Source organism: Dyadobacter psychrophilus (assembly GCF_900167945.1).
Lineage (GTDB): Bacteria > Bacteroidota > Bacteroidia > Cytophagales > Spirosomataceae > Dyadobacter > Dyadobacter psychrophilus.
Window position 1 is genome coordinate 87,332 of record NZ_FUZA01000001.1, and the last position, 24,709, is coordinate 112,040.

At 45.1% G+C, this 24,709-nt stretch carries 24 protein-coding genes; 14 read left to right on the forward strand and 10 right to left on the reverse strand.

The window, feature by feature from the left end; genetic code table 11:
* Positions 1–278: 278 nt before the first annotated feature.
* Positions 279–1,025, reverse strand: a complete 747-nt coding sequence (locus tag B5X68_RS00405) for an SDR family NAD(P)-dependent oxidoreductase (protein ID WP_082212710.1) — start codon at positions 1,023–1,025, stop codon at positions 279–281.
* A 208-nt stretch (positions 1,026–1,233) separates the two neighbouring features.
* On the opposite strand from B5X68_RS00405, the gene B5X68_RS00410 reads away from it, so the two are divergent.
* The 7 genes from B5X68_RS00410 to B5X68_RS00440 all read left to right on the forward strand — a co-directional run bounded on the left by B5X68_RS00410 (position 1,234) and on the right by B5X68_RS00440 (position 7,820).
* Positions 1,234–2,373 (forward strand): sensor histidine kinase, encoded by a 1,140-nt coding sequence (locus B5X68_RS00410; RefSeq protein WP_082212711.1) that lies wholly within the window; start codon positions 1,234–1,236, stop codon positions 2,371–2,373.
* Between the two features lie 120 nt (positions 2,374–2,493).
* Entirely contained in the window at positions 2,494–3,624 is a 1,131-nt protein-coding gene (locus B5X68_RS00415; RefSeq protein WP_082212712.1) for a L,D-transpeptidase family protein, read from the forward strand.
* 3 nt (positions 3,625–3,627) lie between these two features.
* On the forward strand, positions 3,628–4,143 hold the full coding sequence (locus tag B5X68_RS00420) for a hypothetical protein (protein ID WP_082212713.1): 516 nt from the start codon (positions 3,628–3,630) through the stop codon (positions 4,141–4,143).
* A 4-nt stretch (positions 4,144–4,147) separates the two neighbouring features.
* Complete coding sequence (gene scpC, locus B5X68_RS00425; RefSeq protein WP_082212714.1) at positions 4,148–5,680, forward strand: succinyl-CoA:acetate CoA-transferase ScpC; 1,533 nt, start codon at positions 4,148–4,150, stop codon at positions 5,678–5,680.
* Positions 5,681–5,701: 21 nt separating this feature from the next.
* Positions 5,702–6,103 (forward strand): hypothetical protein, encoded by a 402-nt coding sequence (locus B5X68_RS00430; protein ID WP_082212715.1) that lies wholly within the window; start codon positions 5,702–5,704, stop codon positions 6,101–6,103.
* 29 nt (positions 6,104–6,132) lie between these two features.
* Positions 6,133–6,972, forward strand: a complete 840-nt coding sequence (locus B5X68_RS00435; protein ID WP_082212716.1) for a putative universal stress family protein — start codon at positions 6,133–6,135, stop codon at positions 6,970–6,972.
* Positions 6,973–6,983: 11 nt separating this feature from the next.
* Entirely contained in the window at positions 6,984–7,820 is an 837-nt protein-coding gene (locus B5X68_RS00440; RefSeq protein WP_082212717.1) for a universal stress protein, read from the forward strand.
* 28 nt (positions 7,821–7,848) lie between these two features.
* On the opposite strand, the gene B5X68_RS00445 is transcribed toward B5X68_RS00440, so the two are convergent.
* The 9 genes from B5X68_RS00445 to B5X68_RS00480 all read right to left on the reverse strand — a co-directional run bounded on the left by B5X68_RS00445 (position 7,849) and on the right by B5X68_RS00480 (position 17,014).
* Complete coding sequence (locus B5X68_RS00445; RefSeq protein WP_170916542.1) at positions 7,849–8,667, reverse strand: universal stress protein; 819 nt, start codon at positions 8,665–8,667, stop codon at positions 7,849–7,851.
* A 14-nt stretch (positions 8,668–8,681) separates the two neighbouring features.
* Positions 8,682–8,951, reverse strand: coding sequence for a BON domain-containing protein (locus B5X68_RS29410; RefSeq protein ID WP_082212719.1), 270 nt, complete (start codon positions 8,949–8,951; stop codon positions 8,682–8,684).
* Positions 8,951–9,802 (reverse strand): universal stress protein, encoded by an 852-nt coding sequence (locus B5X68_RS00455; protein ID WP_082212720.1) that lies wholly within the window; start codon positions 9,800–9,802, stop codon positions 8,951–8,953. The genes B5X68_RS29410 and B5X68_RS00455 overlap by 1 nt, the downstream gene beginning before the upstream one ends.
* A gap of 132 nt (positions 9,803–9,934) precedes the next feature.
* A complete protein-coding gene (mgtA, locus tag B5X68_RS00460) occupies positions 9,935–12,445 on the reverse strand; it encodes a magnesium-translocating P-type ATPase (protein WP_082213917.1) in 2,511 nt (836 codons plus the stop codon).
* Positions 12,446–12,557: 112 nt separating this feature from the next.
* Complete coding sequence (locus B5X68_RS00465; protein ID WP_082212721.1) at positions 12,558–13,433, reverse strand: DUF6544 family protein; 876 nt, start codon at positions 13,431–13,433, stop codon at positions 12,558–12,560.
* 3 nt (positions 13,434–13,436) lie between these two features.
* Positions 13,437–13,589, reverse strand: a complete 153-nt coding sequence (locus B5X68_RS28775; RefSeq protein WP_170916544.1) for a hypothetical protein — start codon at positions 13,587–13,589, stop codon at positions 13,437–13,439.
* A 143-nt stretch (positions 13,590–13,732) separates the two neighbouring features.
* Positions 13,733–14,746 carry a hypothetical protein gene (locus B5X68_RS00470; protein ID WP_082212722.1) on the reverse strand — a complete coding sequence of 338 codons (1,014 nt, stop codon included), beginning with the start codon at positions 14,744–14,746 and terminating at the stop codon, positions 13,733–13,735.
* Positions 14,739–15,236 (reverse strand): P-loop nucleotide/nucleoside kinase family protein, encoded by a 498-nt coding sequence (locus tag B5X68_RS00475; RefSeq protein ID WP_082213918.1) that lies wholly within the window; start codon positions 15,234–15,236, stop codon positions 14,739–14,741. The genes B5X68_RS00470 and B5X68_RS00475 overlap by 8 nt, the downstream gene beginning before the upstream one ends.
* A 74-nt stretch (positions 15,237–15,310) precedes the next feature.
* Positions 15,311–17,014 (reverse strand): alpha-amylase family glycosyl hydrolase, encoded by a 1,704-nt coding sequence (locus tag B5X68_RS00480; protein WP_082212723.1) that lies wholly within the window; start codon positions 17,012–17,014, stop codon positions 15,311–15,313.
* Between the two features lie 164 nt (positions 17,015–17,178).
* On the opposite strand from B5X68_RS00480, the gene B5X68_RS00485 reads away from it, so the two are divergent.
* From B5X68_RS00485 to B5X68_RS00515, 7 genes are all read left to right on the forward strand, one after another.
* Positions 17,179–18,045 (forward strand): universal stress protein, encoded by an 867-nt coding sequence (locus tag B5X68_RS00485; RefSeq protein WP_170916545.1) that lies wholly within the window; start codon positions 17,179–17,181, stop codon positions 18,043–18,045.
* A 132-nt stretch (positions 18,046–18,177) separates the two neighbouring features.
* Positions 18,178–18,846: a BON domain-containing protein gene (locus tag B5X68_RS00490; RefSeq protein WP_082212725.1), complete on the forward strand. Its 669-nt coding sequence runs from the start codon at positions 18,178–18,180 to the stop codon at positions 18,844–18,846.
* 83 nt (positions 18,847–18,929) lie between these two features.
* A complete protein-coding gene (locus B5X68_RS00495) occupies positions 18,930–21,434 on the forward strand; it encodes a cation-translocating P-type ATPase (RefSeq protein ID WP_229208238.1) in 2,505 nt (834 codons plus the stop codon).
* 107 nt (positions 21,435–21,541) lie between these two features.
* Positions 21,542–22,387 carry a universal stress protein gene (locus tag B5X68_RS00500; protein WP_082212727.1) on the forward strand — a complete coding sequence of 282 codons (846 nt, stop codon included), beginning with the start codon at positions 21,542–21,544 and terminating at the stop codon, positions 22,385–22,387.
* Between the two features lie 54 nt (positions 22,388–22,441).
* On the forward strand, positions 22,442–22,744 hold the full coding sequence (locus B5X68_RS00505) for a YtxH domain-containing protein (protein WP_170916546.1): 303 nt from the start codon (positions 22,442–22,444) through the stop codon (positions 22,742–22,744).
* Between the two features lie 120 nt (positions 22,745–22,864).
* Positions 22,865–23,311 carry a DUF1801 domain-containing protein gene (locus B5X68_RS00510; RefSeq protein WP_082212729.1) on the forward strand — a complete coding sequence of 149 codons (447 nt, stop codon included), beginning with the start codon at positions 22,865–22,867 and terminating at the stop codon, positions 23,309–23,311.
* An 82-nt stretch (positions 23,312–23,393) separates the two neighbouring features.
* The gene (locus B5X68_RS00515) at positions 23,394–24,659 is read left to right on the forward strand and encodes a PAS domain-containing sensor histidine kinase (RefSeq protein WP_082212730.1); all 1,266 of its coding nucleotides are present in this window, start codon (positions 23,394–23,396) and stop codon (positions 24,657–24,659) included.
* Positions 24,660–24,709 lie beyond the last annotated feature (50 nt).

Here is a 24,709-nt window from a genome sequence, read left to right on the forward strand (position 1 = left end):
CTCAGATTCTGCCTCTTGTTTACTTTTCGGGTGTCCTATTTTTTGTTGCTGGTCTTTCAATTGTCAGCACGCATAATACTTGGGTCCGAGATTGGCGTCTTTGCCTAACAGGTATAGGGTGGCTTGGAATGCTGCTAGGGATAATCCGCATGCTTTTCCCGCAATATTGTATGAACAGTTTTGAAAATGGCCTGCCGGCCTTGATAACCGAGATTATACTTATCTTTACCGGCATCTTTCTAACGTTTAAGGCCTACAGCCCACTGAACAGGCTGTGATCAACCTGCCAGGTACCCTCCGTCGACTGGATAATATGAACCTGTAACAAATGACGATTTTGAGCTGCTTAACCATAACACTAATTCAGCAACTTCCTCAGGTTCTCCCAGCCTGCCAATAGGGTGCTTGGTCACCAGCCAGTCGAGCGTACCAGCATCCATGTCCTTGAGCAGCGGCGTTTTAATAAAGGCAGGCCCTACTGCATTGGCCCGGATACCTTTTGCGCCATATTCCAATGCTATATTCTTTGTTAATCCAACAACCCCGTGCTTGGCAGCAACATAAGCCGGACTGTTTGCGAATCCTACGTTTCCCAGAATCGAGGCCATATTTACAATCGCGCCCCCACCGGTATTGAGCATCGCAGGAATCTGGTAATGCATTCCATAAAAGACACCGGAGAGATTGATACCGATCACCTTGTTCCAGGCCTCGATCGGGTATTCTCCCACTGGTGCTGAAGCACCACCGATTCCGGCATTGTTGCAAGCGATATGTAATGCGCCGTAAGTCGCAACTGCCGCATCGACAAGTGCCGCATTGTCACTTGGGGAAGAGACATCTGCCTTGAAAAAGAAAGATTCTCCTCCTGCCTGCTTTATCATATCCACGGTTTCCAGCCCTTCCTTCTGCTGAACATCTGAAACGACCACCTTGGCACCCTCAGCGGCATAGGCTAATGCTACACTTCTGCCAATTCCGGAACCAGCTCCGGTAACGATTGCAACTTTGTTTAGTAACTGCATGATGCCTTCATATTAAGTAAAAAGATTGGCGAAGGTATTCAGACTCGTAGCTGGATTAATTGACGTGCGCGGCAATCCATTATGATATTCGTCAGGTTTAACTCGCTTTTTAAGAATCTAGGATCTTAGTGTTACCATAACCCTGATTCATATCATACCAAAAGCAGATAGCAATCATCAGGGGTTAGCATTTTCAATAAGAAATTACATGTCCTTTCACGACTTGGTGCTGCATCTTTTAGAAGAGATCCGGCAGCATGAATCAATATTACTCCTTATGAAAAAAGCATTGTCAGTCCAGTCTGTGGTGGATCGCATATCCGCTATGATCGCCTACTGGGATAAGAATTTAGTTTGCAGATATGCAAACGCATCTTACCTGGAATGGTTTGGCAAGAAAAGTGAAGACATGATCGACAAAATTACGCTTCCCCAGCTACTAGGCCCACTTTATGAGAAAAATCTACCATACATCCAGGGTGTTCTCGGTGGCAATGCCCAAACTTTCGAGCGGGAGATTATGCTTCCGAATGGCAAGACAAGATACACACTTGCCAACTATTACCCGGACCTAGTAGATGGAAAAGTACTTGGGTTCTTTGTGCACGTAGCTGACATCAATGATGTTAAATTACTGCAACAAGAGCTGGCAAAGTCCAATAATGTGATCAATCAACAAAACAAACGTCTGGCAAATTTCGCGAATGTCGTCGCACATGTCCTGCGGTCATATGCAGGTAATCTGCGCTCGCTGATGACGTTGTACGAGCTAGCCGAAGATGACGCAGAAGAAACGGCAGTGATCCAAATGCTGAAAGACCTGTCCGAGGGGTTTTCATCCATGGTCGAACATTTATCGGAGATGGTCAAAATTCAAAATCATGATAAAAATAAATATCAGCCCTGCAATTTGCTCGCACACCTTTCAACGACGATCAATTCTTTAAGCCTGCAAATTAAATCATTGAATGCCTCGGTATTAACCAATGTTGACCCGGGGCTGCACGTCCTGGCACATCCGGCCTATCTGGAAAGCATTATTTTAAATCTTCTTAGTAATGCTTTGAAGTACCGACATCCCGTCAGGGCCCCGAAAATCAATATTGACACGTTTTGCACCGACACCCACCTACAATTTCGCATTAAGGATAACGGGATTGGAATTGACCTGCAAAAACACGGCAAGGATCTATTTGGAATGTATAAGACTTTTCATGGAAATGCGGATGCCAAGGGGATCGGGTTATTTATTACAAAATTTCAGATTGAAGCCTTGGGGGGACATATCCAGGTCGACAGTGAAATAGGTCAGGGATCTTGTTTCAAAGTGTCTTTACAACCTGCTTAGCCGAGATATTCATTTTTCACAACCAGTGAAAGCTGACATAAATCATATCGTCACCTATTCATCGTCAGCCTGTTCGAGCCTTGCATACCGTTACTTTGACACAGAAATCAATAGTTAACTATGCGCTTCCTTGCACTGATATCGACATTATTGCTAGCCAGTTGGATCAATCAAAACCTGATTGCGCAATCGCATTTGAGTTGGAAATATGCCAGGCTTACAGCTGGAATGGACACGGTTGGCAGACTATCCGATAGTGCGGAATTAAGCAGGACACTATATACGATCGCATACGGATCGACCGATAAACGCTTTCCTAATCAGCTGCTGAAAACGATAGATTCTGCCAAGATAGGCCAGGCGGTTGGGCGCATTTTAAAGGATACTTCGCAATGGAAATTGCAGGTTCTTGCTATTGAACCTTTGGCAGAACCTTACAGGGAACTTCGCAAAACCGTTGATTCGATCTCATTAGCTGGAAGTGATTCCTTGCTCCAATGGCAAACAATCGCGCATGCTTTGAACGAATACCGGATTATCAACCGGTTGGCCGGCCAAATGATTGTATTGGTCAACCTTCCGTCGGCTACACTCAGGGTTCTTGATCCAGCTGGGCGCGTGATTTTAAAGTGCAAAGTTATCGTGGGAAGCCCGCGCACACCCACACCTATTTTTGCCGCAAACCTGACCAGGGTTATAACCTATCCTTATTGGAATGTGCCCCGATCGATAGCGGTGAAGGAATTTCTACCGAAAATAAAGAAGGATCCCACCGGATTTCTGGATGATATGAAAATGCAGGTGATTTCGCCACAAGGTAAACTGATTAGTCCGGAAATGATCGATTGGAAAAGTTTGTCAGCGAAAAATTTCCCATTCCGTTTAAGACAATCTACAGGATGTGACAACGCATTAGGAGTGATCAAATTTGATCTGGACAGCCCTTATGACGTGTACCTGCATGATACCAACCATCGGGAGTTATTCAGCAAAAAATACCGCTTTCTTAGTCATGGTTGCATCCGGGTCGCCGAGCCCGTTAAACTTGCCAACTTGTTAATGGGAAAAGAATGGCTCTCCGATGCGTTTATAGAAGCCCGTTACAACAACTTGCCTTCAAAATCATATCCTCTACCTCACACCGTCCCGGTTGTTATCACCTACATGCTGGTGGAAGCAGATGCCGGATTAGTCTATTACCAGGATATCTATAAAGCACTTGCCAATAAACCCATCACTTTCACCCGATAAACAATGGAAACATACGGAATATCACCGCTCGCATTCTGGGGTGCATATGCTGCCAGCAATCTGGTTGCCATAACCCTAATCTGGACTGCTAAAAAGCATCCTGGATTTACCAGGGCCGCTTTTTTTATGATTTTTATTGGGGCTGCGGCAGCGAATACCTACATGGCCATTGACTCCCCTTGGGCTTATCAGGATTATGCCGATACCGCTGTTCCTCTTTACAAACAATTTATTCTGGGCGCCTTTGAAGCTATCATTACGCCGATGATCCTGCTCATTGCACTCGCACAACTTTTGATTGCATTGTCAATGCTATTCAGAGGCCAGCCTCTCATTACCGGGTGCTGGGCTGGCATTATTTTCGGGATCAGCATCGCCCCACTGGGTTTATATGCTGCTTTCCCCGCAACCCTTTTGATGGCAGTAGCCTTATTTGTATTGCAGAAGAATGATGGTGTGGAGGCTAAAAAGAAAAAACCGTCCAAGCTGTCACGGATCGCTGCTCACGCATTAAAATAAAATCATGAAACAGGACTTATCACGGATCGCCAATACGGGCTTGATCTCAAAGATCACAAATGAAAACGATGCCGCTTCCTTGATCCAAGATGGAATGGTTGTTGCTTCCAGCGGCTTTACAAAGTCAGGCGACAGCAAGGCCGTACTTTTGGCTTTATCACAAAGGGCCGAATTTGATCCCCTAAAAATCACATTGATTACAGGCGCCTCGCTCGGTCAGCAAACCGACGCCCGTCTAGCCACCCTGGGAGCTATATCACTACGATTGCCCTTTCAGGCTGACGCTGTTATGAGGACGCTGATCAATGAAGGGCAGCTGATGTACATCGATGAAAACCTGGGGGAAACGGCGATGCACCTTAAAACGGGGGTCTTTGGCGATATCGACATAGCAGTCATTGAAGCATCATCCATCAAGGAGGACGGAAGTATTGTACCGACCACCTCCGTGGGTAATTCTGCGATTTTCGCAGCGCTGGCCAAGCAGATCATTGTCGAAATTAACCTATCCGTTCCAGCTGATATAGAAGGCATCCACGATATTTTTCTGACTGGAAAATACCCCGACAAGGCAGTGATACCTATCACCAGCGCTGGGCAACGCGTTGGTCGCAGCAGCATTCCCTGCAACCCGGAAAAGATAGCAGGTATCGTGTTCACGGATAAAAAAGACAGCCCTGCCGATATTCTTGCGCCTGATAAAACAACCGAAAAAATAGCCTCCTGTATTCTGGAATTTCTTGGTAATGAAGTGCGTGCGGGGCGTTTGACGAAAGCGCTTTTGCCGCTGCAAGCAGGTATTGGGAAAGTTGCCAATGCAGTTTTGCAGGGTTTTGCCGCCAGTGATTTCGAGCATTTAACCATCTATTCAGAAGTGTTGCAGGACAGCACCTTCGATCTTTTCGACGCCGGTAAAGTTGATTTCGCATCGGGGTCTTCTATCACTGTTTCTGAATCATGCTATCAGCACATTTTTAACAATTGGGAGAAATATAAAGACAAAATCCTGCTTCGCCCCCAGGATGTTACAAACGCCGCTGAGGTGATCAGCAGGCTGGGCGTCATAGCCATCAATACTGCACTGGAGTGTGATCTGTATGGCAACGTTAATTCTTCCCATATCGCGGGCACACATATCATGAATGGGATTGGAGGTTCGGCTGATTTCGCTCAGAACAGCTATCTGAGCATTTTTGTGACCGAGTCGACTTGTAAGGGAAACACCATATCCCGAATTGTGCCGATGGTATCGCACGTAGACCATTCTGAGCACGATGTCGATATTTTGGTTACAGAACAGGGTTTAGCTGACCTACGAGGCCTTGCGCCACGCCAAAAAGCGAAGGCCATCTTGCAAAACTGTGTCCACCCTGCATACCGAGACATGCTAGAAGAATATTTTATGGAAGCCTGCAAACGAGGTGGCCAAACGCCTCATGTTATTGAAAAAGCCTTCGACTGGTATAAGGATCTGCGACTGACCGGGTCGATGAAACGGCAACACAGTATTCAAGAGTCTTCTCTAGATAAGCTTTAAGTGACTTCTAACCAATAAAACATGAAAGCTCTACCGATTGCTATCCTATCGTTGATACTGTTGACATTTTCATGCGATGACCACGTCATCCCTAATGGCAATCTATTGCTTAAAACGCTGCCATTCGAGCACGTTAATACAACCACGATTTTTAAAATTCAGGTTGATCATCAAGGTAAAAAGCCTGTGATCGAATACGGAATTGTTTACACTGCCTACTTCCGGGGTGCCGGCAATCACAAGCTGGACCCAACCGTTGATGATATCAAAATCATATTTGACACTCCGTTCATGTTGGGAATCAACCAGTTTGATTATACAAAGGATTTTATCAACGGAAAAACATTTTTTTACTACCGGGCTTACGCGATCCTTGACGATGGGTCGGTCATTTATGGCAACCGAATTAGTTTCACGATTTAATCAAAAGGCTCATCCAAATCGAAGCAATAATGAAAAATATTCTTTTAGCAATCAATCCGGAAAAACCCAGCATTCCGTGTATGCAGTTTGGATGCTACCTGGCGCAGCTGACACAATCCAGACTTACCGCCGTTTTTGTAGAAAAGCACCTGGCAGATAAATCGCCCGCTTTGAAAACAGTTTTTGGCGTACCTTACGTGGAGACGATCCTTGCCAGTGACCTGCCCGGTTATGCTGAGCATGAAGAAATGCGTGCCATATACCAGGAGACATTCACGAAAATTTGTGAAGACAGGGGCGTGCGCCACAGCATAAACCAGGATCTAACCTCCCCACTAGACGGACTCATCCAGGAAAGTAGGTTCGCGGATCTGCTGGTAATAGCCAGGGATACCAGTTTAGAACACAAAACCGGACAGTCACCCTCGGATTTTGTAAAAGATATTATTGCCAAAGCCGAATGCCCTGTGATAGTGGCCCCCATTACATTTACCGAAATTGATGAAATCCTGCTGGCCTATGATGAAAGCCGTTCCTCGGCATTTGCCGTCAAACAGTTCAGCTATCTCTTTCCGGAAATGGACGAATTAAAACTAACGATGCTACATGTAAATGAAAGTGGGCATGAGAATGAAGTACAAAGAGAAAAGCTTTCGCACTGGCTAAGCGCACACTTCAATTATGCCGCCTTCAAAATTACGACTGGTAAAGCAGGTTCTGAACTCTACAAACACTTGTATAATAAAAAAAGAACATTGGTCATCATGGGTTCTTATGGCCGAACTTCATTTTCTACGCTGCTATTGCCGAGCACAGCCGATTCGCTGCTGGAAAACCTGGACTTGCCATTCTTTTTTGCTCACCATTAAACCAGAAACTTATGAAAAAGATCATTGCGGCCATCGACGGCCTTAAATACGCAGAAAGTACTGTACAATTTGCCATTCAGATTGCCCGTGAAACTCAGTCCCATCTGGTCGGGGTGTTTCTTGAAGATTTCAGCTATCATAGTTATTCCATTTATGAGCTGGCGCCCCGGCTCGAACCCTGGGAGCAGCAACTCCGCAAGCTTAATGAGCAAGACCTTGTTTCAAGGGCAGAATCGGTTGAGAAATTTACCGCGCTTTGCCATAAAGCCGACATTGAATTTAACATCCACCACGACCGGAATTTTGCATTGCCAGAATTATTGCACGAAACGGTTTACGCCGATCTTTTGATCATTGGAAAAAATGAAACCTTGTCCCCTTTTCCGCACGTGCCACCCACCGGATTTCTGCGTGATCTATTGGGTGATATCCAGTGCCCGGTGCTGGTAGTACCCGAAGATTTCGAGCTAGTTGATAAGATTGTACTTTTATACGACGGGCAGCCTTCTTCCATGTTTGCCATCAAGATGTTTAGCTATTTGTTACCGTTCATGAAAATGCTTCCAGTGGAAATACTAACCGTTAAACCACAGGATGAGAACCTGCACGTGCCGGACAACCGCCTTATGAAGGAGTTTTCCAGGAGACACTTTCACAATGCCAGTTATCATGTGCTACATGGAGCTGCGGAACAAGAAATTGTGAAGTATTTAAAAGAAAGTGAGCGGCCACCGCTGGTTGTATTAGGGGCTTATCAGCGAAGCCTGGTGTCGCGGTGGTTTCGTCAAAGTATGGCAGACGTGCTTATGGAAAAATTGGATAGCCCACTTTTTATAGCACATACATAAAGGCAAAATGACCGGGCTACATGCCCGGTCATTTTGCCTTTATTAAGCTCGATGCCTGAGATTGCTGCACGCAGGTCCAGGTTAGTAAGTGTGCGTGATTGGCCACGTCAGCCGAAACGCTAAACCGGTACATATGTGCAGCATCCATTGACCCATGAGTGGTCATAGCGATCATATCCGCATTGATCTCTTTGGCAAAGTGAAGGATACCATCTTTTTCGTCGGTGTCTTTGACGATGTTAATGGTAAAGTTTGTCAGACCGTGAAACGCTGCATAGTCCTTCAATTCTTGCATTAAGATCAATTTATTTATCCCGAGGGTAGTATCAACCCGCAGCAAATGCAGCCGCGCATTCAGCAAAGCCTGCAGCTTTTTAAGCTGGCCCGTTCCATAGTTATTTCCCAGAACCAGATCGCAGGGAAAAACTATATTTCTGAGATTTTTCAAATGCGACTGCTGATTGACAGCAAAAACTGGCACAGGAGAGCGTCGGAGAATCTTTTCAACATTTGAACCGATAAATGTACTCTCCCACCCGCGGGAGCCGCGCGTGCCCATCACAATCAGATCCACTGACTCTTCAGTAATCAGGTCCAAGACCGCTGGCAATAGCCTACCAATTCGAATCGTGTGAATAATATTAATCGGTTGGCTGATCTTTACCACGAAGTTTTCAAACTCGGCTTTATAACGCTCCGAAACGATCGGATTTTCGTCTACTTGCTGTTGACTAATTGCCGACAGCACAATAACGACTCCGGATGTTGCCTGAGCTAATTCGACAGCAAATTCAAGCCCACGTCGCGCTGAAACGGAAAAATCGCAAGGCACAAGTATTTTTTGCATTTCCCCAGAGAGTATTAATTGGAGTGAAGTCGGGAAAAGGTTAGATTGTTCGTAATGCCATAAACGCCCAGGACACTCTCGACACTTTCCTGGACAAGTTGTCTGTCGGACTCTTGATCTACTTTTCCTTCCAGAGATACCCATCCCTCTTTGACAGATACCCGTATATCTTCATCATGAAGACGAGAGTTCTGGTGCAGGGTGCTGACGATATGCTTCATAAGCAAGGCGTCACTTATCCATGTTTTCATGTTAGATGACCTTTCTATGGGCTCGTAAAGCATCAATTCTGCGGGTTAGCGTAAGTAAAAACAGTTCCGGTGGTATGATTAACCACACCTTCGGCAACGCTTCCTTTTAGCAAATGCTCAAATCCCTTGTATCCATGTGTGGACATGGCGATAATCGAACCCGGCATCTTAGAAGCAAAATCTAAAATTCCTTTTTCCAAATTTGCACCCCGGCGCACATTCAGTGTATACCGTTCAAGGTTGTAGAAGTTGGCATAGCTCTGCAAGCTGGCTGTGGCCTGCTGATCATGGACCAAGCTCATTGGATAATTATTGATGTAAAGCACGTGCAGAATTGCACCAAAGAATGCTTGCAGTTTTTTGACCTCTGTCAAAAACTCATTTTCAGTCAAGTCCATTGATGTAGGCACGATAATATCCCGTATATCGTTTACATGCTGCGTTTGGTGGGTCACAAATACGGGAATTGGCGCGCGCCGCACGATTCTTTCGGAATTTGATCCGATAAAAAATTCCCGTAAGCCCTTCGCGCCAGTACTTGACATAACGATCAGGTCAGCATTTTCGCGCTCAGCCACATTGAGGACTGTTTCAATCAAAGGACCGCGTTCGACAACAAGAGTGATCTTCACCGTCGCATCACCTAATGCCGTTTTCATATTTTCAAATTCATGCTCAGCATCCTGAATGAATACACTGATCGGCAATACAGGGTCGTTGAAGACATACGGTTGACCGGCCATGCCGTTACCATACAAGTATTCAGGTTCAACGACATGGAGCACTTTTATCTCCCCAGGGCTAACCAGGGCAATTTCTTTGGCAAACTCCACTGCCTGGCGGGCAGCTTTTGAAAAATCGCAAGGTACTAATATCGTTTTCATGTGCAGGAATAGTAAGGTGAGCTATTTTTTCTGCCAAATTATCCTGATATGGAGCTATTTCCGATGACCCAGCCTACTCTCCTAACTGACATTAGTCAGTTTTACAGCAGTCGACTTACGGTTAGGTAATACTCAGGCTTTATTGAATTGAAAGAACCACACCTTTAACCAGTCGGCGGTAATCATATACGCAGTCAGGATGCCTAGTAACACTAACACCTGCGCGAAGGGAACACCTGTTAAGCCCAAAGAAAGTGCAAAAGGCGACCAGGGCAGGTAAATTGCTAATATCAGTGCAAAAACAGTGATGAGCAGCAGCAACTTACCGGGCTTGCTTCTAAAAAACGATACTTTGGTACGGATTACCAGCAAGATCAACAGCTCGGTAATCACCGATTCAAGAAACCAGCCTGTACGAAAAGCAGCCCCGGTCAAATGAAAGTAAAAATAGAGCACGTAGAACGTCAAAAAATCAAACACAGAACTATGAAGCCCGAAGACGATCATAAAATTCCTAATCAGTTTCATGTTCCAACGGCCGGGCGAAGCAAGTTGCTGCTGATCCACATTATCGGACGCGATGGCCAGAGCGGGCAAATCGGTGATAAAGTTTGTAAGTAGTATTTGTTTGGGCAGCATTGGAAGAAAAGGAAGAAATAGCGATGCGGCAGCCACACTGAACATATTACCGAATGTGGCACCTGTGGTAATAAAAATGTATTTCATAGAATTCGCAAATGACTTTCTTCCCTCCTGGATCCCATCGGCCAGTACAGAAAGGTCCTTTTCCAGCAGGACAAAATCAGCTGCCTGTTTAGCTGCGTCCACCGCGTTACTAGTCGAGATACCTGCGTCGGCAGCATTGATGGCAGCGACATCGTTAATACCGTCACCCATGTAGGCGACGACTCGTTTTGCCGTTTGAAGGGCCTTCACAATTCGGACCTTCTGATGGGGCTCAATCTCTGAAAACACATCCGTTTTGAGTGCCCTGTTCAGCAATGCTTCAGGTGACATTTTGTTCAACTCGTCACCAGTAAGGATCTGAGGCTGGCTGACACCCAGTTTCTGCGCGATATGTGCCGCTGCATAACGGTTGTCTCCTGTGATGATCTTGAACTGGACCTGCATATCCCTGAGCCTTCCGATAGAGGCCATGCTCGACTCTTTCAATGGATCTTCCAATAGCAGATAACCCATGAATGTCATTTCCTTCTCATCTTCGCGGATCATCTTGCCAGAAGAAAATAATTTTGACGCAATACCTAATACCCGGAAGCCTTCTTTTGAAAAAGCTTCAAACCGAGCATTAATATGACTTCGCATCTGTTTGTCCAGCGGCTGTAATTCTCCTGTTTCCGACTTCACAAATTCGCAAACTTCCAAAATGTTGGCCAAAGCCCCTTTGCTGATAATGGTTATTTTATCTTCAAAGCCGACAAGAACGCTCAGCCTTTTTCTAATAAAATCGTATGGTATTTCTCCAAGCTTGACAAAACCGCAAGTATCAAGATCCAGGGCGCAGATCGCCTGATCTACCGGATTAGCGAAGCCTTTCTGCATGGATGCATTCAAAAATGCAATGAGCCGGACCTGATCATCCGGCTTTCCATATACGTCAACAAAATCTTTCGCTACGACAGTGCCTTCTGTAATGGTCCCTGTTTTGTCGGAGCACAAAACATTTACCTCCCCCAAGTTGAAAATGGAAGAAAGCTTTTTAACGATCACCTTCTTTTTCATCATCCTTGTCGCCCCAGATGACATGGCGACAGTCATAATGGCGGGCAGCAGCTCAGGCGCCATCCCGACAGCCAGCGCCAGGGAAAATAGTAGCGAATCCAAAAGGGGTTTGTGGAAATAAATATTTATCGCAAAAATGATCAGCGTTAAGGCGGCGGTAATCTGCAGCAAGAAGTAACCAAATTGTTTGATGCCCTTCTCGAATGCTGTTTCATGCGTATCTGAAAGGCTGGCGGCTATTTTACCAAAAAGGGTGTCATTTCCCGTGTACACTGCCACAACCGTTGCTGTTCCGCTGACAACATTGGTGCCCTCCCAGAGACAGTTGAATGTTTTTGCAAGTGGGGCCGATTCATCGGTTATACCCGCCATTTTCTCTGCTGGATAACTTTCGCCGGTAAGGCTGCTTTCATTCACATGCAGCTCATTGCTTTCAATAATCCGGCAGTCGGCAGCAATAATATCACCGGCTTTGAGACGCAGGATATCCCCCGGAACAATTTTGGTTGTATTGACCAATTCCTCCTTACCATCACGAACCACAAGACTTTTGATTTCAATCATCTCCCGTAGTTTTTCTACTGCTTTACCGGCGTGTAGCTCCTGCCAAAAGCTTAGCAGGCCAGTGACTACAAGAATAGAAAAAATGATCAGTGTGTCCGAAATCTCTCCAAGAATGGCTGAGAGTAATACGGCGATCACAAGTAAGAGGACCAGTGGGCTGGTGAATTGTCTGATGAATATTTTCAGGCCTTTTTTGAGTTCTGAATCTCCGATATTCTCCTTCAGGTTTTGCTTTTGTCGGTCCCTGACAATGTCTTCATTTAAACCATGTAGATTGCTGTCAAGCAGGTCAAAAACAGTGCTTATCGGCAGGCTGCGGATATTCTTTACGAACATGACTTTTAAAACATTTAAATATTGATAGGCAAGATCCAAATGCAAAGGTCATCAAGGTATAGGCGCCCATTTATGATGTTGATCAGCGGAGAATATGAGTTAGGGCGCTAAGTCAGAATCCCTCGTTATAGGTGAGCTCCTGTATGGCGAAGCGGGCGTAAGGCAGGTATTTTTTTTCAATTTCCCATCCGGCTTCAAGGACTGTAGGAATCAAAACACCATTCCAACTTTTGTAATGGCTTACCTTAGTAACCCATGGTTGTCTTGGGCCATCGCCCATATGACGTAATGTGCGTAATTCTGCGATCTGATGCTGCGCGTCAAAGATAACAGTGAAAGAAACGGCCAAATCCCCATAATCGAATTCAAGTTTAGCAGAGTTGTCATCGATAGGCAACCATCTCAAATGTTGACTTGGCAGTAAATTGGTTGGAAAGCAAACGCTTTCCCCAAGCCAACGCATTAGCTCCCCTTTATCAAACTTCTCACCAGTTTGGTTTTGAATGGTAAACAGTGAAAACAAGGAGACTACCAGCCTCCCATTGCCGTTAATGAACATATCCCTCGCAGTAAAGGCTGTCGTTTTTCCTTTCCAGACAAACCCTGGCTTATCAGCGGTAAAATATTCCTCGCCTGAAATTTTGATCCAATCCTTCTTTAAATCGGTTTTGAACAAACCATTATGGACCAGGTGGACATTGCTAATATACGGCTGCCCTTCATTAAGCACGTGCCGAAAATACTTCTGGACAGGATCCGGAAGCCCGTCGAGCTGCTTGGCTGTAAACTTCTGGGATGATATGTCTTTTGAGTCACTAAATAGCTGTGCTACCTCGTCGGTGAATTTAAGGTAAAGGTTTAAGCGGCCCATCAAAAAAATCAAGCAAAGTAGTGCAGCAATTGCAATCATGACTTTAAACGAAGCGGAAAAGGCCGCCTTGTCTCGTAGGGTGGACGCGACCTGAGCGTAGATATTTGTCGTTCCCATTTGTTATGATCTAATGCTATGGCTATTTGCTTTAATCCGGGAAAGGAACACTTCAAAGCCGTCAGCTTTGGCTGGGAAAACTTTTTCGGGTTCTTGCTTGGCGCTGACAAAAAGTCCGGTAAGGACTTTGATGAAACTGGTTTGAAATGTGCTCATAGGGCAGCTGGTTAAGGTCTTGTGATGGATTTTAGTCGAAACTTCCTTTTAACGATTTGAAATCAAAATATATCGATAAAATTATCCCCTGTAACTCTCCAAAAACATGATCCGAGCCAGCCTTCCTTATGAGAATAATCAGGCTAGGCTTCTAGTTGATTGATGTAACTGCTGATAAGGCGAAGATAGTTTTCTGCCGCGTCCAGGTGTCCCTGAGAATCTGCGGTACCTTCTGACTCCATAGCGCTCAATGCATTTACTTTCGCCCGGATGTTTGCGCGCAGGCATTTATAATAAAGGAAGATGCGGTTATCAACAGCAGTTTGAAAGGCTGGAAAGCGGTCGCAATAAACAGAAAGGAAAATTTCACAGAGCGCATCATGGCCAAAATATTCCAGGTCTATGCACAAAAAAGCGATATCGCTCAGCACATCGATCTGCCTGAAAGCATCATTGTACTCAATGCAGTCGAAGAGGATCGGTTTATCATCAATGAAGATATTGCCACTATGCAAATCGCCATGAATGTCCCTTATAAATCCAAGCCTTCCCCGCTCTCTGATCCTGCCCGCATATTGAGTAATGAATGCGTCACTAAATGCAATAGCATGATCAATGATTTCCTGGTAGCACGCGCTGGAATGCTCTAAAATAAATGGCCGTATGCCAGCGATGTCGTTGAATGTGGCCATCTGTGCCAACAGATCAAACGGTTGATAGACAACCGGAGCGTCACGATGCATTTGGGCAATTTTCTCAGCTAATGCTATCATTTCATTGCTGCCTATTTTCTCTTTGGAAAGCAAGTGATCCATTCTCTTTTCAGTTGGTAACCGCTTCATCATCAACGCATAGTCAACTGGTTTGCCGTGTAAGCCACCGATCTCAAATCCATTCTCATGACTAGTAACTGGAAGTACTTTCAGGTAAATTGGTGAGAAGCGTTTATTCAGGTCCAATTCCTTTTCGCAGAGTGCTTTTCTTGTAGACAATTCGGAAAAATCCAGAAAGGAAAGCTTAACCGGCTTTTTGATTTTGAACGCCAGAGTATCGGTCAGCAGGATCCAGGATATGTGCGTTTCTTGCAATTGCGCGCAAAGTGGTTTCCCGTTATAAATACCTTTTTCGGCTAGTACGTGAATCTCGCCCTCATTCATATCTCCTCAGGTAACTGGTTGCCAGTGTGAGCATCTCTGAGATATTGTCAGTACCAGAACGAAGTACCAGGTGCTCATCAAGATAAGGTTCAAAAAGCTCTTTCATGCTCTCGTATACACCCAAATCTGCTTCGCTGTCCGCTCTTAGCTCAGCTAACCGCTCGCGCACCAGCTCCTCGCTGGCTATAACCAATATAAAAGCAATCTTGGAATTACGCTTTGAGGCAATGCCAGAGAACAAGTCTCGCATGGCGTGGTGATAAAAAGTTGCGTCTGCTACGACCGTTTCCCCCCTGCTCAAATGCTTATCCGTCAGCTTAGCCATAGTCCGGTATATATACATTTTGTCGTCTAATGTATACTTCCCCTTGGCTTGAAGCGAAATTCTAATCCTATCGCTACTCAAATAAACCGCTTTAAGCGTCACGGCCAGTTTCTGGGCAAAGTAGCTCTTACCTGAGCCTGGTAGTCCCGAGACAATGATGACCAAACCAGATTTTGCATTTCCCATTTTGAAGATTTTATAAGTTACATGTCAACCAAATAATAAGCTATCGTAAACGGTTAGCTTTTGTTAGTTAGGACAACAAATTGGCCGGGTTCCAGTTTCAGCTTGATAAAATGCTTATTACCCTCTTCATTCAAAAGGACATTCACGCTGCCTTGCTGTCCGTAAATAAACCTAAGTGAGCTCCCTTGCGGGTTCAGTAGCGGATCTACCCGGACGTACTCTTCATCGTTCTCATCTTGAGAGCTGTTGTAAGCAACCACAATTTCTTCATCATAAAGGACCCTGGAAAACGCCAGAAGGCACTTTTCAAATGTGGGAAGCATGAAATCCTTTCCGTCAACCGAAAGTTTTCGCATATACATACGCCCGAACCTGAGCGCCGCATTTCCCTTTCTGAGTTTGGCCAGAGCAGCGATCTGCTGGTAGATCCGGCAGGATTTATTTAAAGCATTTACTTTGGGATCCTCTAAGCTGAACATCGCTTCGCGAACATTGAAATCCTTTTCACCTGAGCCGTCAAAGCCCTGCTCAGTGCCATAGTAAATGCAGGGCGTACCCAGTGCGCACAGCAAAAATCCGATGCCTGCAATAATTTGGTTTTCAGAAGCTTCCTTACCAAAACGCCGCTTTATCAGCTGCCCCAGCTGATCGTGGTTATCGATAAAGGTTACCAGGAACTCACCAAACTCACCTCTGCCCATCGCTCCCTGGCGGAGTGATTCATAACGCTCGACCAGCTTTTGCGGTTTAGAGACACCACGGATCACATCAGCCAGAATATGGTAGAGCGGAAAATCCAGCACAGAATTAAGCCCAAAATAAATGGCCTTATCTTCTATCACCACAGAAGTTTTCGGGCCGATATACCGGTTGTACATCTCTTCGGGACCGACAAACTCTCCAAAAAAGAAGAAATTACGCTTTCCTAACTTGTAAGCGTACTCACGTACGTGTGAACAAAATTGGCTGACGGTCTCCTCACCCATATGCTTGACGGCATCAATCCGGAAACCGTCGACGTCTGTTTCCCTGATCCAGTAACAATGTATCTTCGTCAGGATCTGCTGAACCAGCAAAGCCTCCGGAGAAGCATCATTTTTATAGCTCTTAAGATTCTCAAAATCGCCTTCTCGCGTTTCGGGGTAGGCATCAAAATTTCGGATTTGCCCTTTTCGCCAGTAAAGCTCGGGATTTCTCAGCTCAATCGGGACAGGGAGATCCTGGGAGCGCCAAGACTCAAATGGAAATACTGCTCCCTGATAATAGTAATATTTTTCATCGCCCGGATAAGTCCAGTTGTCCCCGGAATGATGCAAGACGATATCCAAAAAGACTTTGATATCATAACTATGTGCCTTTTCGACAAGGTCTTCAAGATCCTTTTTTGTTCCAAATCTCTGGTCTACTTCCAGGTAATTTTCCACCGCGTAACCGTGGTAAGAAAAGGCGTTATTCTGAAAAACAGGGCTCAGCCATAATGCAGTGCAGCCCAGGTCCCGGATATAGTCCAGGTGACGGGTAATCCCGCTGAGTGTCCCGCCACAAATTCTTTGAAGCTGATCTGCATTCCCAAAACCCGTTTGTCTGTTTGGTTTGTCCTCAGGCGCTCTTTCAAGATCATCATGAAAGCGGTCTATTAAAAGAAAGTAGATAAACTCCTCACGCCACTCCCGGTTACCATCAGCCCAGTAGGTCTTACCTGGCTTAGGTGACAGATCAATATCAAAGATAGAATTCACTGTGTTGCTTCCGCTCATATTCATAAGGTTATGCCTATGTAAGCAAAGCTATTGGCCAACAAGATATAGCTGACTGACTACGCTTCTGAAACGATATGACCTTCGTCATTCTCTTGCAAGCCTGCTCCCGCGAACTTTGCAATACACTGATTCAAAGCATTCCTCTCAAACCAATACATCCTATGAAAACGATCTTAGTACCCTTAGACTTTTCCGAAAATGCTGATAAGGCACTAGAGGCAGCCAAGCAAATCGCAGCTAAAACCGGTGCAAAGTTACTGATCATGTATGCCTACCAGCCTTATGTAGGCGACTTTATGATCCCCGAATCCATCGTTACTGCGCCCATCTATCAGCAGTTGGAAGACGATTACCGCACAAAACTAAACGAGCGAGTGTCCCAGGCTCAACGGGAAGGCTACCTGGCGGATGCCATATGGGAAACCGGCGGCGTAGAAACGGCTGTACTCAAACAAGCAAAAGAAACCTCCGCCGATCTGATCGTTGTCGGAAGAACTGGTCACGCAGCGTTTCTCGACAGATTGATAGGCAGCGCTGCGACCGGTATAGCACTGCATGCGCATTGCCCAGTTCTCATTATACCACCAAGCAATGAGGTGATTCAGTTCGATCAGTTTGTTTATGCTACTCAACTGGAATTTGATGAGAAGGAAATACTCGTTGATGTCATCGCTTTGACTAAACAGTTAAAAAGTAAGCTTCGACTGGTAAAAGTGAATTCGGATGAGCAGCTCGACATCCAACCGGATGGGCAGTATATTGATGAAATAGAGCATGAGCTTGGCATTGGTCGCGGCGAGATTACTATTCTAAATAGTGACCATGTGATGGACCGGCTCGAGAATTACTGCGGTCAAATAAAGGCGGACCTGCTGATCGTTTCTAACCGCCGTAGAGGCTTTCTTGAAAAGCTCCTTAACTCCTCGATGACAAAAAAGTTGACGGTGGATACCCAGGTTCCACTATTGGTCTATCACAAAGAGTCTGTTAAAGACGGACTTAAAGCACCAATGGTGATCCTGGGCTGATCGTCGGACTTGACCCACCAGATGACAATCATTGAAGGAGCTGATTAGCAACATTCCGTTACAAGCTTAAAGAAAATAATTTTGAAACAAGGCGAGTGCTATAGCCGATGTTAAACTTAGACAAATTCAACAATGAAAACGGACCTGGAAATTCAAAAAAATGTAATAGATCAATTACGCTGGCAGCCAAGCCTGGACGCTGCTGAAATAGGCGTTTCTGTCAAGAATGGGATCGTAACGCTGTCTGGACTAGTTAACTCATATCCTAAAAAACTGGCTGCTGAGAAAGCTGCAAAAAAGGTGTCCGGAGTGAAAGCTATTGCAGAAGACATCATCGTACATGTTTATCCGGAGAAACAAAAAACGGATACAGAACTGGCAGAGGCCGTAGCCAATGCGCTTGAATGGCATTCGGCTGTGGCAACCGAAAAAATCAAGATCAAAGTGGAAGACGGATTTGTGACCTTATCTGGTGAAGTTGACTGGTCCTATGAACGGACCATGGCGGTCCATGCGATCGAGAATCTGGCTGGTGTCCGCATGGTTGTCAATACGATTACTATAAAAGCCAGACCTATCACAGAGGATATTATCAAAAAGATCGGATCTGCCTTCCAGCGTCATGCCTCTATTGATTCAGAAAAGGTAAAGGTCTCTGTGTCCGGAAATAAAGTCACTTTATCAGGAACAGTCCGCTCCTGGAGTGAAAGAGAAGATGCGGAAGATGCTGCCTGGGCCGCCTCGGGTGTAAGCCAGGTCATCAACAATCTGGTGGTAGAAGAGGAAGAGTATGCATTGTAAAAAGTTGAGGTGCAGTTTAAAAAATAAGCCGGCAAATCGCGGGCTTATTTTTTTCCTGGCTCCTGCTACCATTAAATATTCCTGTGCAAACTGAAAATACTATTGAAAGCCCGGGCTTAAATGATGCGCAAGTTCTGGCATCAAGGGATAGGTTTGGCCGGAATTGTCTGAAAGAGAAATCGCGAAGCGAATTTTTTGAAGCACTGATATCGCTAGTGAAAGAGCCTATGCTGATACTGCTCATGATCGCTGCCAGTATTTATTTTTTGACAGGCTCTGTCCAGGAAGGTCTTATGATGGTTGGCGCAATTGTGCTGATCTCCATTATTTCGCTTTATCAGGATACGAAAAGCAGAAGCGCGCTGGAAAAGCTCAGGCAATTTACCCAGCCCAAAAGCCTTGTTATCAGAAATGGTATCGAATCTCAGATTCCAGTTGAAGACATTGTTGTAGGGGATCTGTTAATCCTGGAAGAGGGCGTGCGGATCGCCTCGGACGGCACAGTTAAAAAGGCGCACGATTTCTCAGTCGACGAATCGATTTTAACCGGCGAATCATTGTCTGTTTTTAGATATGTTTCCCAGCCCGTTTACCAGGGTACCCTCGTTGCCAGCGGCCGTGCAGTCTGCAAGGTGACAGCTATTGGAAATAAAACACGCCTGGCCCAGATTGGCGAAAGTCTTGACTCAATTGAAGTAGGGAAAACGCCACTGCAAATTCAGATCAATCAGCTGGTAAGAAATATGGCATTCATTGGGGCTGTCGTGTTTGTATTTGTCTGGGCCATCAACTACGGCAGATCACAAAACGTGCTGGATAGTTTAATGAAGGCACTTACTCTGGCAATGAGTATCTTGCCCGAGGAAATACCGGTTGCCTTTACCACGTTTATGGCCCTCGGCGCATTTCGCCTGATGAAAAGGGGCGTGATTGTCAAAGATGCAAAGACTATTGAGGCGCTGGGAAGCGCAAGCGTGGTCTGCACGGACAAAACAGGCACGATCACTGAAAACCGGATGTCGCTGGCCGGGATCTATCTCCCTACCGAAAATGCAATCGTTTCGATCGCTGATAAACCAGGCAAGGAAACCATTCACCTCTTGTCAACAGCCATGTGGGCAAGTGAGCCCGAACCGTTCGATCCTATGGAAATCGCACTGCATCAGGCATATCAAGAGCTGCCTGGCAAAGATGAGCGAGATGACTTCCAGATGGTACATGAATACCCGCTGAGTGGCTTGCCGCCGATGATGACACACATATTTGAGAACGGAGCTGGAATAAGGATCGTGGCGGCTAAAGGCGCGCCAGAGGCTATCTCATCGGTATGCAGGTTGAGCGGCGAAGAGAACAGGCGCGTTTTAAATGCAGTCAATGAATTCACCAAAAAAGGGTACCGGGTATTAGGTGTGGGCCAGAGTGGCTTTTCCAGGAAGCAGTTTCCGGAACAACAGCAGCAAATCGAATTCCGTTTTGCAGGACTGGTTGCATTTTACGATCCTCCTAAGAAGAACATCCAATCCGTACTCGAATCATTTTACAGAGCTGGTATACAGATAAAGATAATTACCGGCGACAATGCCGCCACAACCCAGAACATTGCATCCCAAATCGGTTTTCGTGGCACGGAAAATGTCCTGCTTGGCCAGAGCCTTATCGGAGAGGATGATCAGGATCTTCGAAAAACGGTAACAGGTACCTGGATTTTTGCACGTATGTTTCCCGAGGCCAAACTTCGGGTCATCAATGCGCTGAAAGCCAACGGAGAAATTGTGGCCATGATCGGCGATGGCGTAAATGATGGCCCGGCGCTCAAAGCGGCGAACATTGGCATAGCCATGGGCAAAAAAGGAAGTGAGATTGCCAAACAAGCGTCTGCACTCATTCTGCAAAATGATGATTTGTCCGGAATGGTGGACGCCATTGCTGCCGGGAGAAGAATTTATACCAACCTGAAAAAAGCGATCCGGTACATCATTTCCATTCACATACCCGTTATCCTGACCATATTTGTACCACTGCTGCTAGGATGGAAGTATGCTCAGATTTTCACTCCGGTGCACGTGATCTTTTTTGAACTGATTATGGGACCTACATGCTCGATCGTTTACGAAAATGAGCCTGCCGACAAAGATGTTTTATCGCAGCCGCCGCGCCCTTTCACCAGCAGCCTATTTAGTGCAAATGAACTGCTGCTTAGCTTCGTTCAGGGCCTGATCATTACGGCAGGTTTATTTGGCGTTTACTGGTATGGGCTTAACACCGGCTGCTCAGAGGCTATGACCAGATCGCTGGTCTTTATCAGTCTTATTTCGGCTAATTTCTTTCTGACGCTATCCAACCGCTCATTTCATAAATCACTCTTTACGACCTTGAAATACAAAAATACCCTCATTGGATGGGTCCTAACCATTTCGGTCTCCCTATGCTTTCTAATCCTTTTTAACCCAACCCTGAGAACCTTGTTTAAGCTCGACGCTGTGAATATAGCCCAGGCTTTGCTTTGCATTTTGGTTGGCTTTATTTCCGTTAGCTGGCATGAGATATATAAGTACTGGAAGGAGGATGGGACTAAAGATAGTTATTGATCAAAATCATAATCTGGGCTAAGCCTTATCAAGGCATTAAAGTCCACGATCCCCTTATTTTATCTTGGAAATGGACTAGCTCTGCAACTAACCAATAACTTAATCTCATGAAAAATATTCTGGTTCCTTGTGACTTTTCGAAGGCCTCTGAGCAGGCGCTTCGATTTGCTATTGAAATTGCGGCTCTAAGCCAAGGAGAAGTAACTGTTTTACATGTCATTAACCTGACCCCCGACTACATCCAGACCCTTGAAACAAATCCATATTATGTAGACTCAATGTCTATTCTTGCTGAATTGAAACGACAAGCCGCTTCCGATTTTAATGAATTAAAGCAAAAGGTAGATACGGGTAACGTCCCGGTGAAACTCGCTATTGAACAAGGTCTGATTAGTCATGCAATTTTAAAGTCTATTCACCAGCATAATGCTGATGTTGTGGTGATGGCAACAAACGGTGCCAGCGGGCTCAGCGAAATCCTCGTTGGCTCCAATACTGAAAAAATAGTCCGAAGCTCCCCTGTTCCTGTTTTCGCCATTCACAAACACCAGAAAGCCGAGCAAATAAAGAATATTATTTTCCCTACTACGATTGAATTGAATAAGGGTGCGTTGATCGAAAAAGTGAAAGCATTGCAAGCTTTTTTTAATGCGAGGCTTTATTTGCTACATGTGAAAACCCCGGAATCCAGGCAGAAAGATCACGAATTGAAGATGGCTTTGGAAAACTTTGCGCGCTTTTATGATCTAGAAAACTACTTGGCAGTAATCAAGCAAGCCAAAACAGAGGAAGAAGGAATTATCAGATTCGCGCGGCAACTCGAATTCTCAATCATTGCGATGTCTACCCACGGACATACCGGTTTAACACATTTCATGCTGGGCAGTATTGCCGAAAACGTTGTAAACCATTGCCCGGAAGCCGTCTGGACTTACTCGGCACCGGAGGCATAAATTATCATGTACTTACCATTATGTAAACCACCTATGAATTAAATGAATGATATTATGAAAAAGACCAGTGTGTTATTAAGTGTTTTAGTTGCCGCAGGAGCAGGGATCATTGTTGGTATATTAATAGCTCCCAACAGCGGGGCGAGAACCCGAAGAAAAATTCAGTATTTAGGCCAGGACGCCCTGGAAGAACTTGAGCAAACAATTGAAGATTCATTTGACGATTTAAAACGTCAGACGCAGAAGAAGTGCACGGAATTAAGAAATAAGCTGATGTGTAATCCGCAGCAGCACTTTAACCATGGGGAGTCAAAGGATCAACCCACACAAAGCAAGCAACCCGGTATCATGAGATAAGAACGCTATGAGTATAGCTGGTTACCAGGATTTGCCGATCGTGAAACTGTGCCGGGTAATCTAGCTCTTGAAATAATCTCATATTGATTTAATTTTAGATCTAACCAGCTACCGTTTAAAATGACTATATCGCTAAAACAATTTATTGATGTGCTTCCTGCCGACAGACAACTAGCATTTACCAGGCTTCGTGACTGTGTAGTAAATAGTATTCCGGAAGGGTTTGAGGAATCATTTAGTGAAAACAGCCTGAATTATACGGTTCCTCACAGCTTATATCCCGGTGGCTACCATTGCAATTCCGCACTTCCCTTGCCATTTGTCAGCATCACCTCGCAAAAAAACGTGATCACTTTACATCACATGGGTCTTTACGCCGATCCTGATCTGTTCCAACGGTTTAGCTCACAATATGCTAAGCAAGTTTCAACAAAATTGGATATGGGTAAGGGCTGTATACGTTTTAAGAAGCCTGATCTGATACCTTATGAGCTGATATCTGACTTGATGTCAAAAATTTCCGCCCCTCAATGGATAACCCTTTACGAGGGCCGCATCAAAAGATAAAAATGTTTGGCTGCGCCCTCGATGGCATTATGATGCTTTTGTTAATCGCTTGCCTAATTCACCTCCTTAACCTATATTGTCCATGTTTAGTGACATTTTGATACAAACCAAGGCAATTTCACGACATATTGAGATGCTGGACGCTCTATTTAAACATGCTACGGAGGGCATTGTGGTGGTTAAAAAATCAGGTGAAATTGTCATGATTAATCCAAAAGCAAAAGAGCTTTTTGGTTACACTGACCAGGGTCTGATTGGCAAGCAAATCGAAACACTCATACCCCAGCGTTTTGCAAAAAACCATGTACGTTACCGAGACGAGTACCTTCAATATCCCAAAGCAAGGAGTATGGGCCATTCACTCGATCTTTTTGCTAAAAGATCAGATGGAAGCGAATTTCCCGTAGAAGTAAGCCTGAGTCCATTTACAACCAGTGACGGTGAATTTGTGGTCAGCTTTATTATTGACATTACTGAGCGAAAAAACCAAGAAGACAAGATCAAGGAGGCCAATCTGGAAATACAAAACCTAAATGCCGAATTGGAAGCTCGCGTCGAGCAGCGAACCAGAGAATTAGCAAAAGCTGTTAAAAAAATAGAAGAATCTCAGCAAGAAGTTATACGCGCGTTGAAAAAGGAAAAAGAGCTTAATACGATGAAGAGCCAGTTCGTCAATATTGCCTCTCATGAATTCCGCACCCCGCTGGCAACCATTCTCTCATCGGCTTCTCTGATTGGGCGCTACGCAACTACTGAGGAGCAGGATAAAAGACAAAAACACGTCGACAGGATTAAATCAGCGGTCACCAACCTTACTGAAATCCTCAATGATTTTCTTTCCATTGGAAAACTGGAAGAAGGCCGTATCCAGTGTGTCCCGGTCCTTGTCGAACTGCCTTACTTTTGTACAAATCTTATTGAACAAGCACAGGGTTTATGTAAAGAAGGTCAAAAAATTCACTTCAGTTATTCAGGGACGTCCCAGGTTTGGCTAGACAAACAGCTGCTTAGGAACATTTTATTCAACCTGCTTTCCAATGCGATCAAGTATTCTGAAAACAGCAAACCTGTCTTTCTTAATGTGCTTGCCCAGGAAGAAATGATCAGTATAGAGATTTGCGATCAGGGCATTGGCATCCCGATTGCAGACCAGGTGCATGTTTTTGACCGCTTTTATAGGGCAACTAATGCAGGAACGGTCCAGGGCACAGGTTTAGGTCTCAACATCGTAAGCAGCTATGTCGAGCTGATGGGAGGATCCATTTCACTGTCTAGTGAAGTAGGAAAAGGAACGAAATTCTATGTAAATCTTCCTAATATGATCCTGGAAACCCAAAATCCAGAGTAAATGTTTTCAACTTCGACTTTTGCTTGAGAGTTGAACCTAAAATAAAGAAT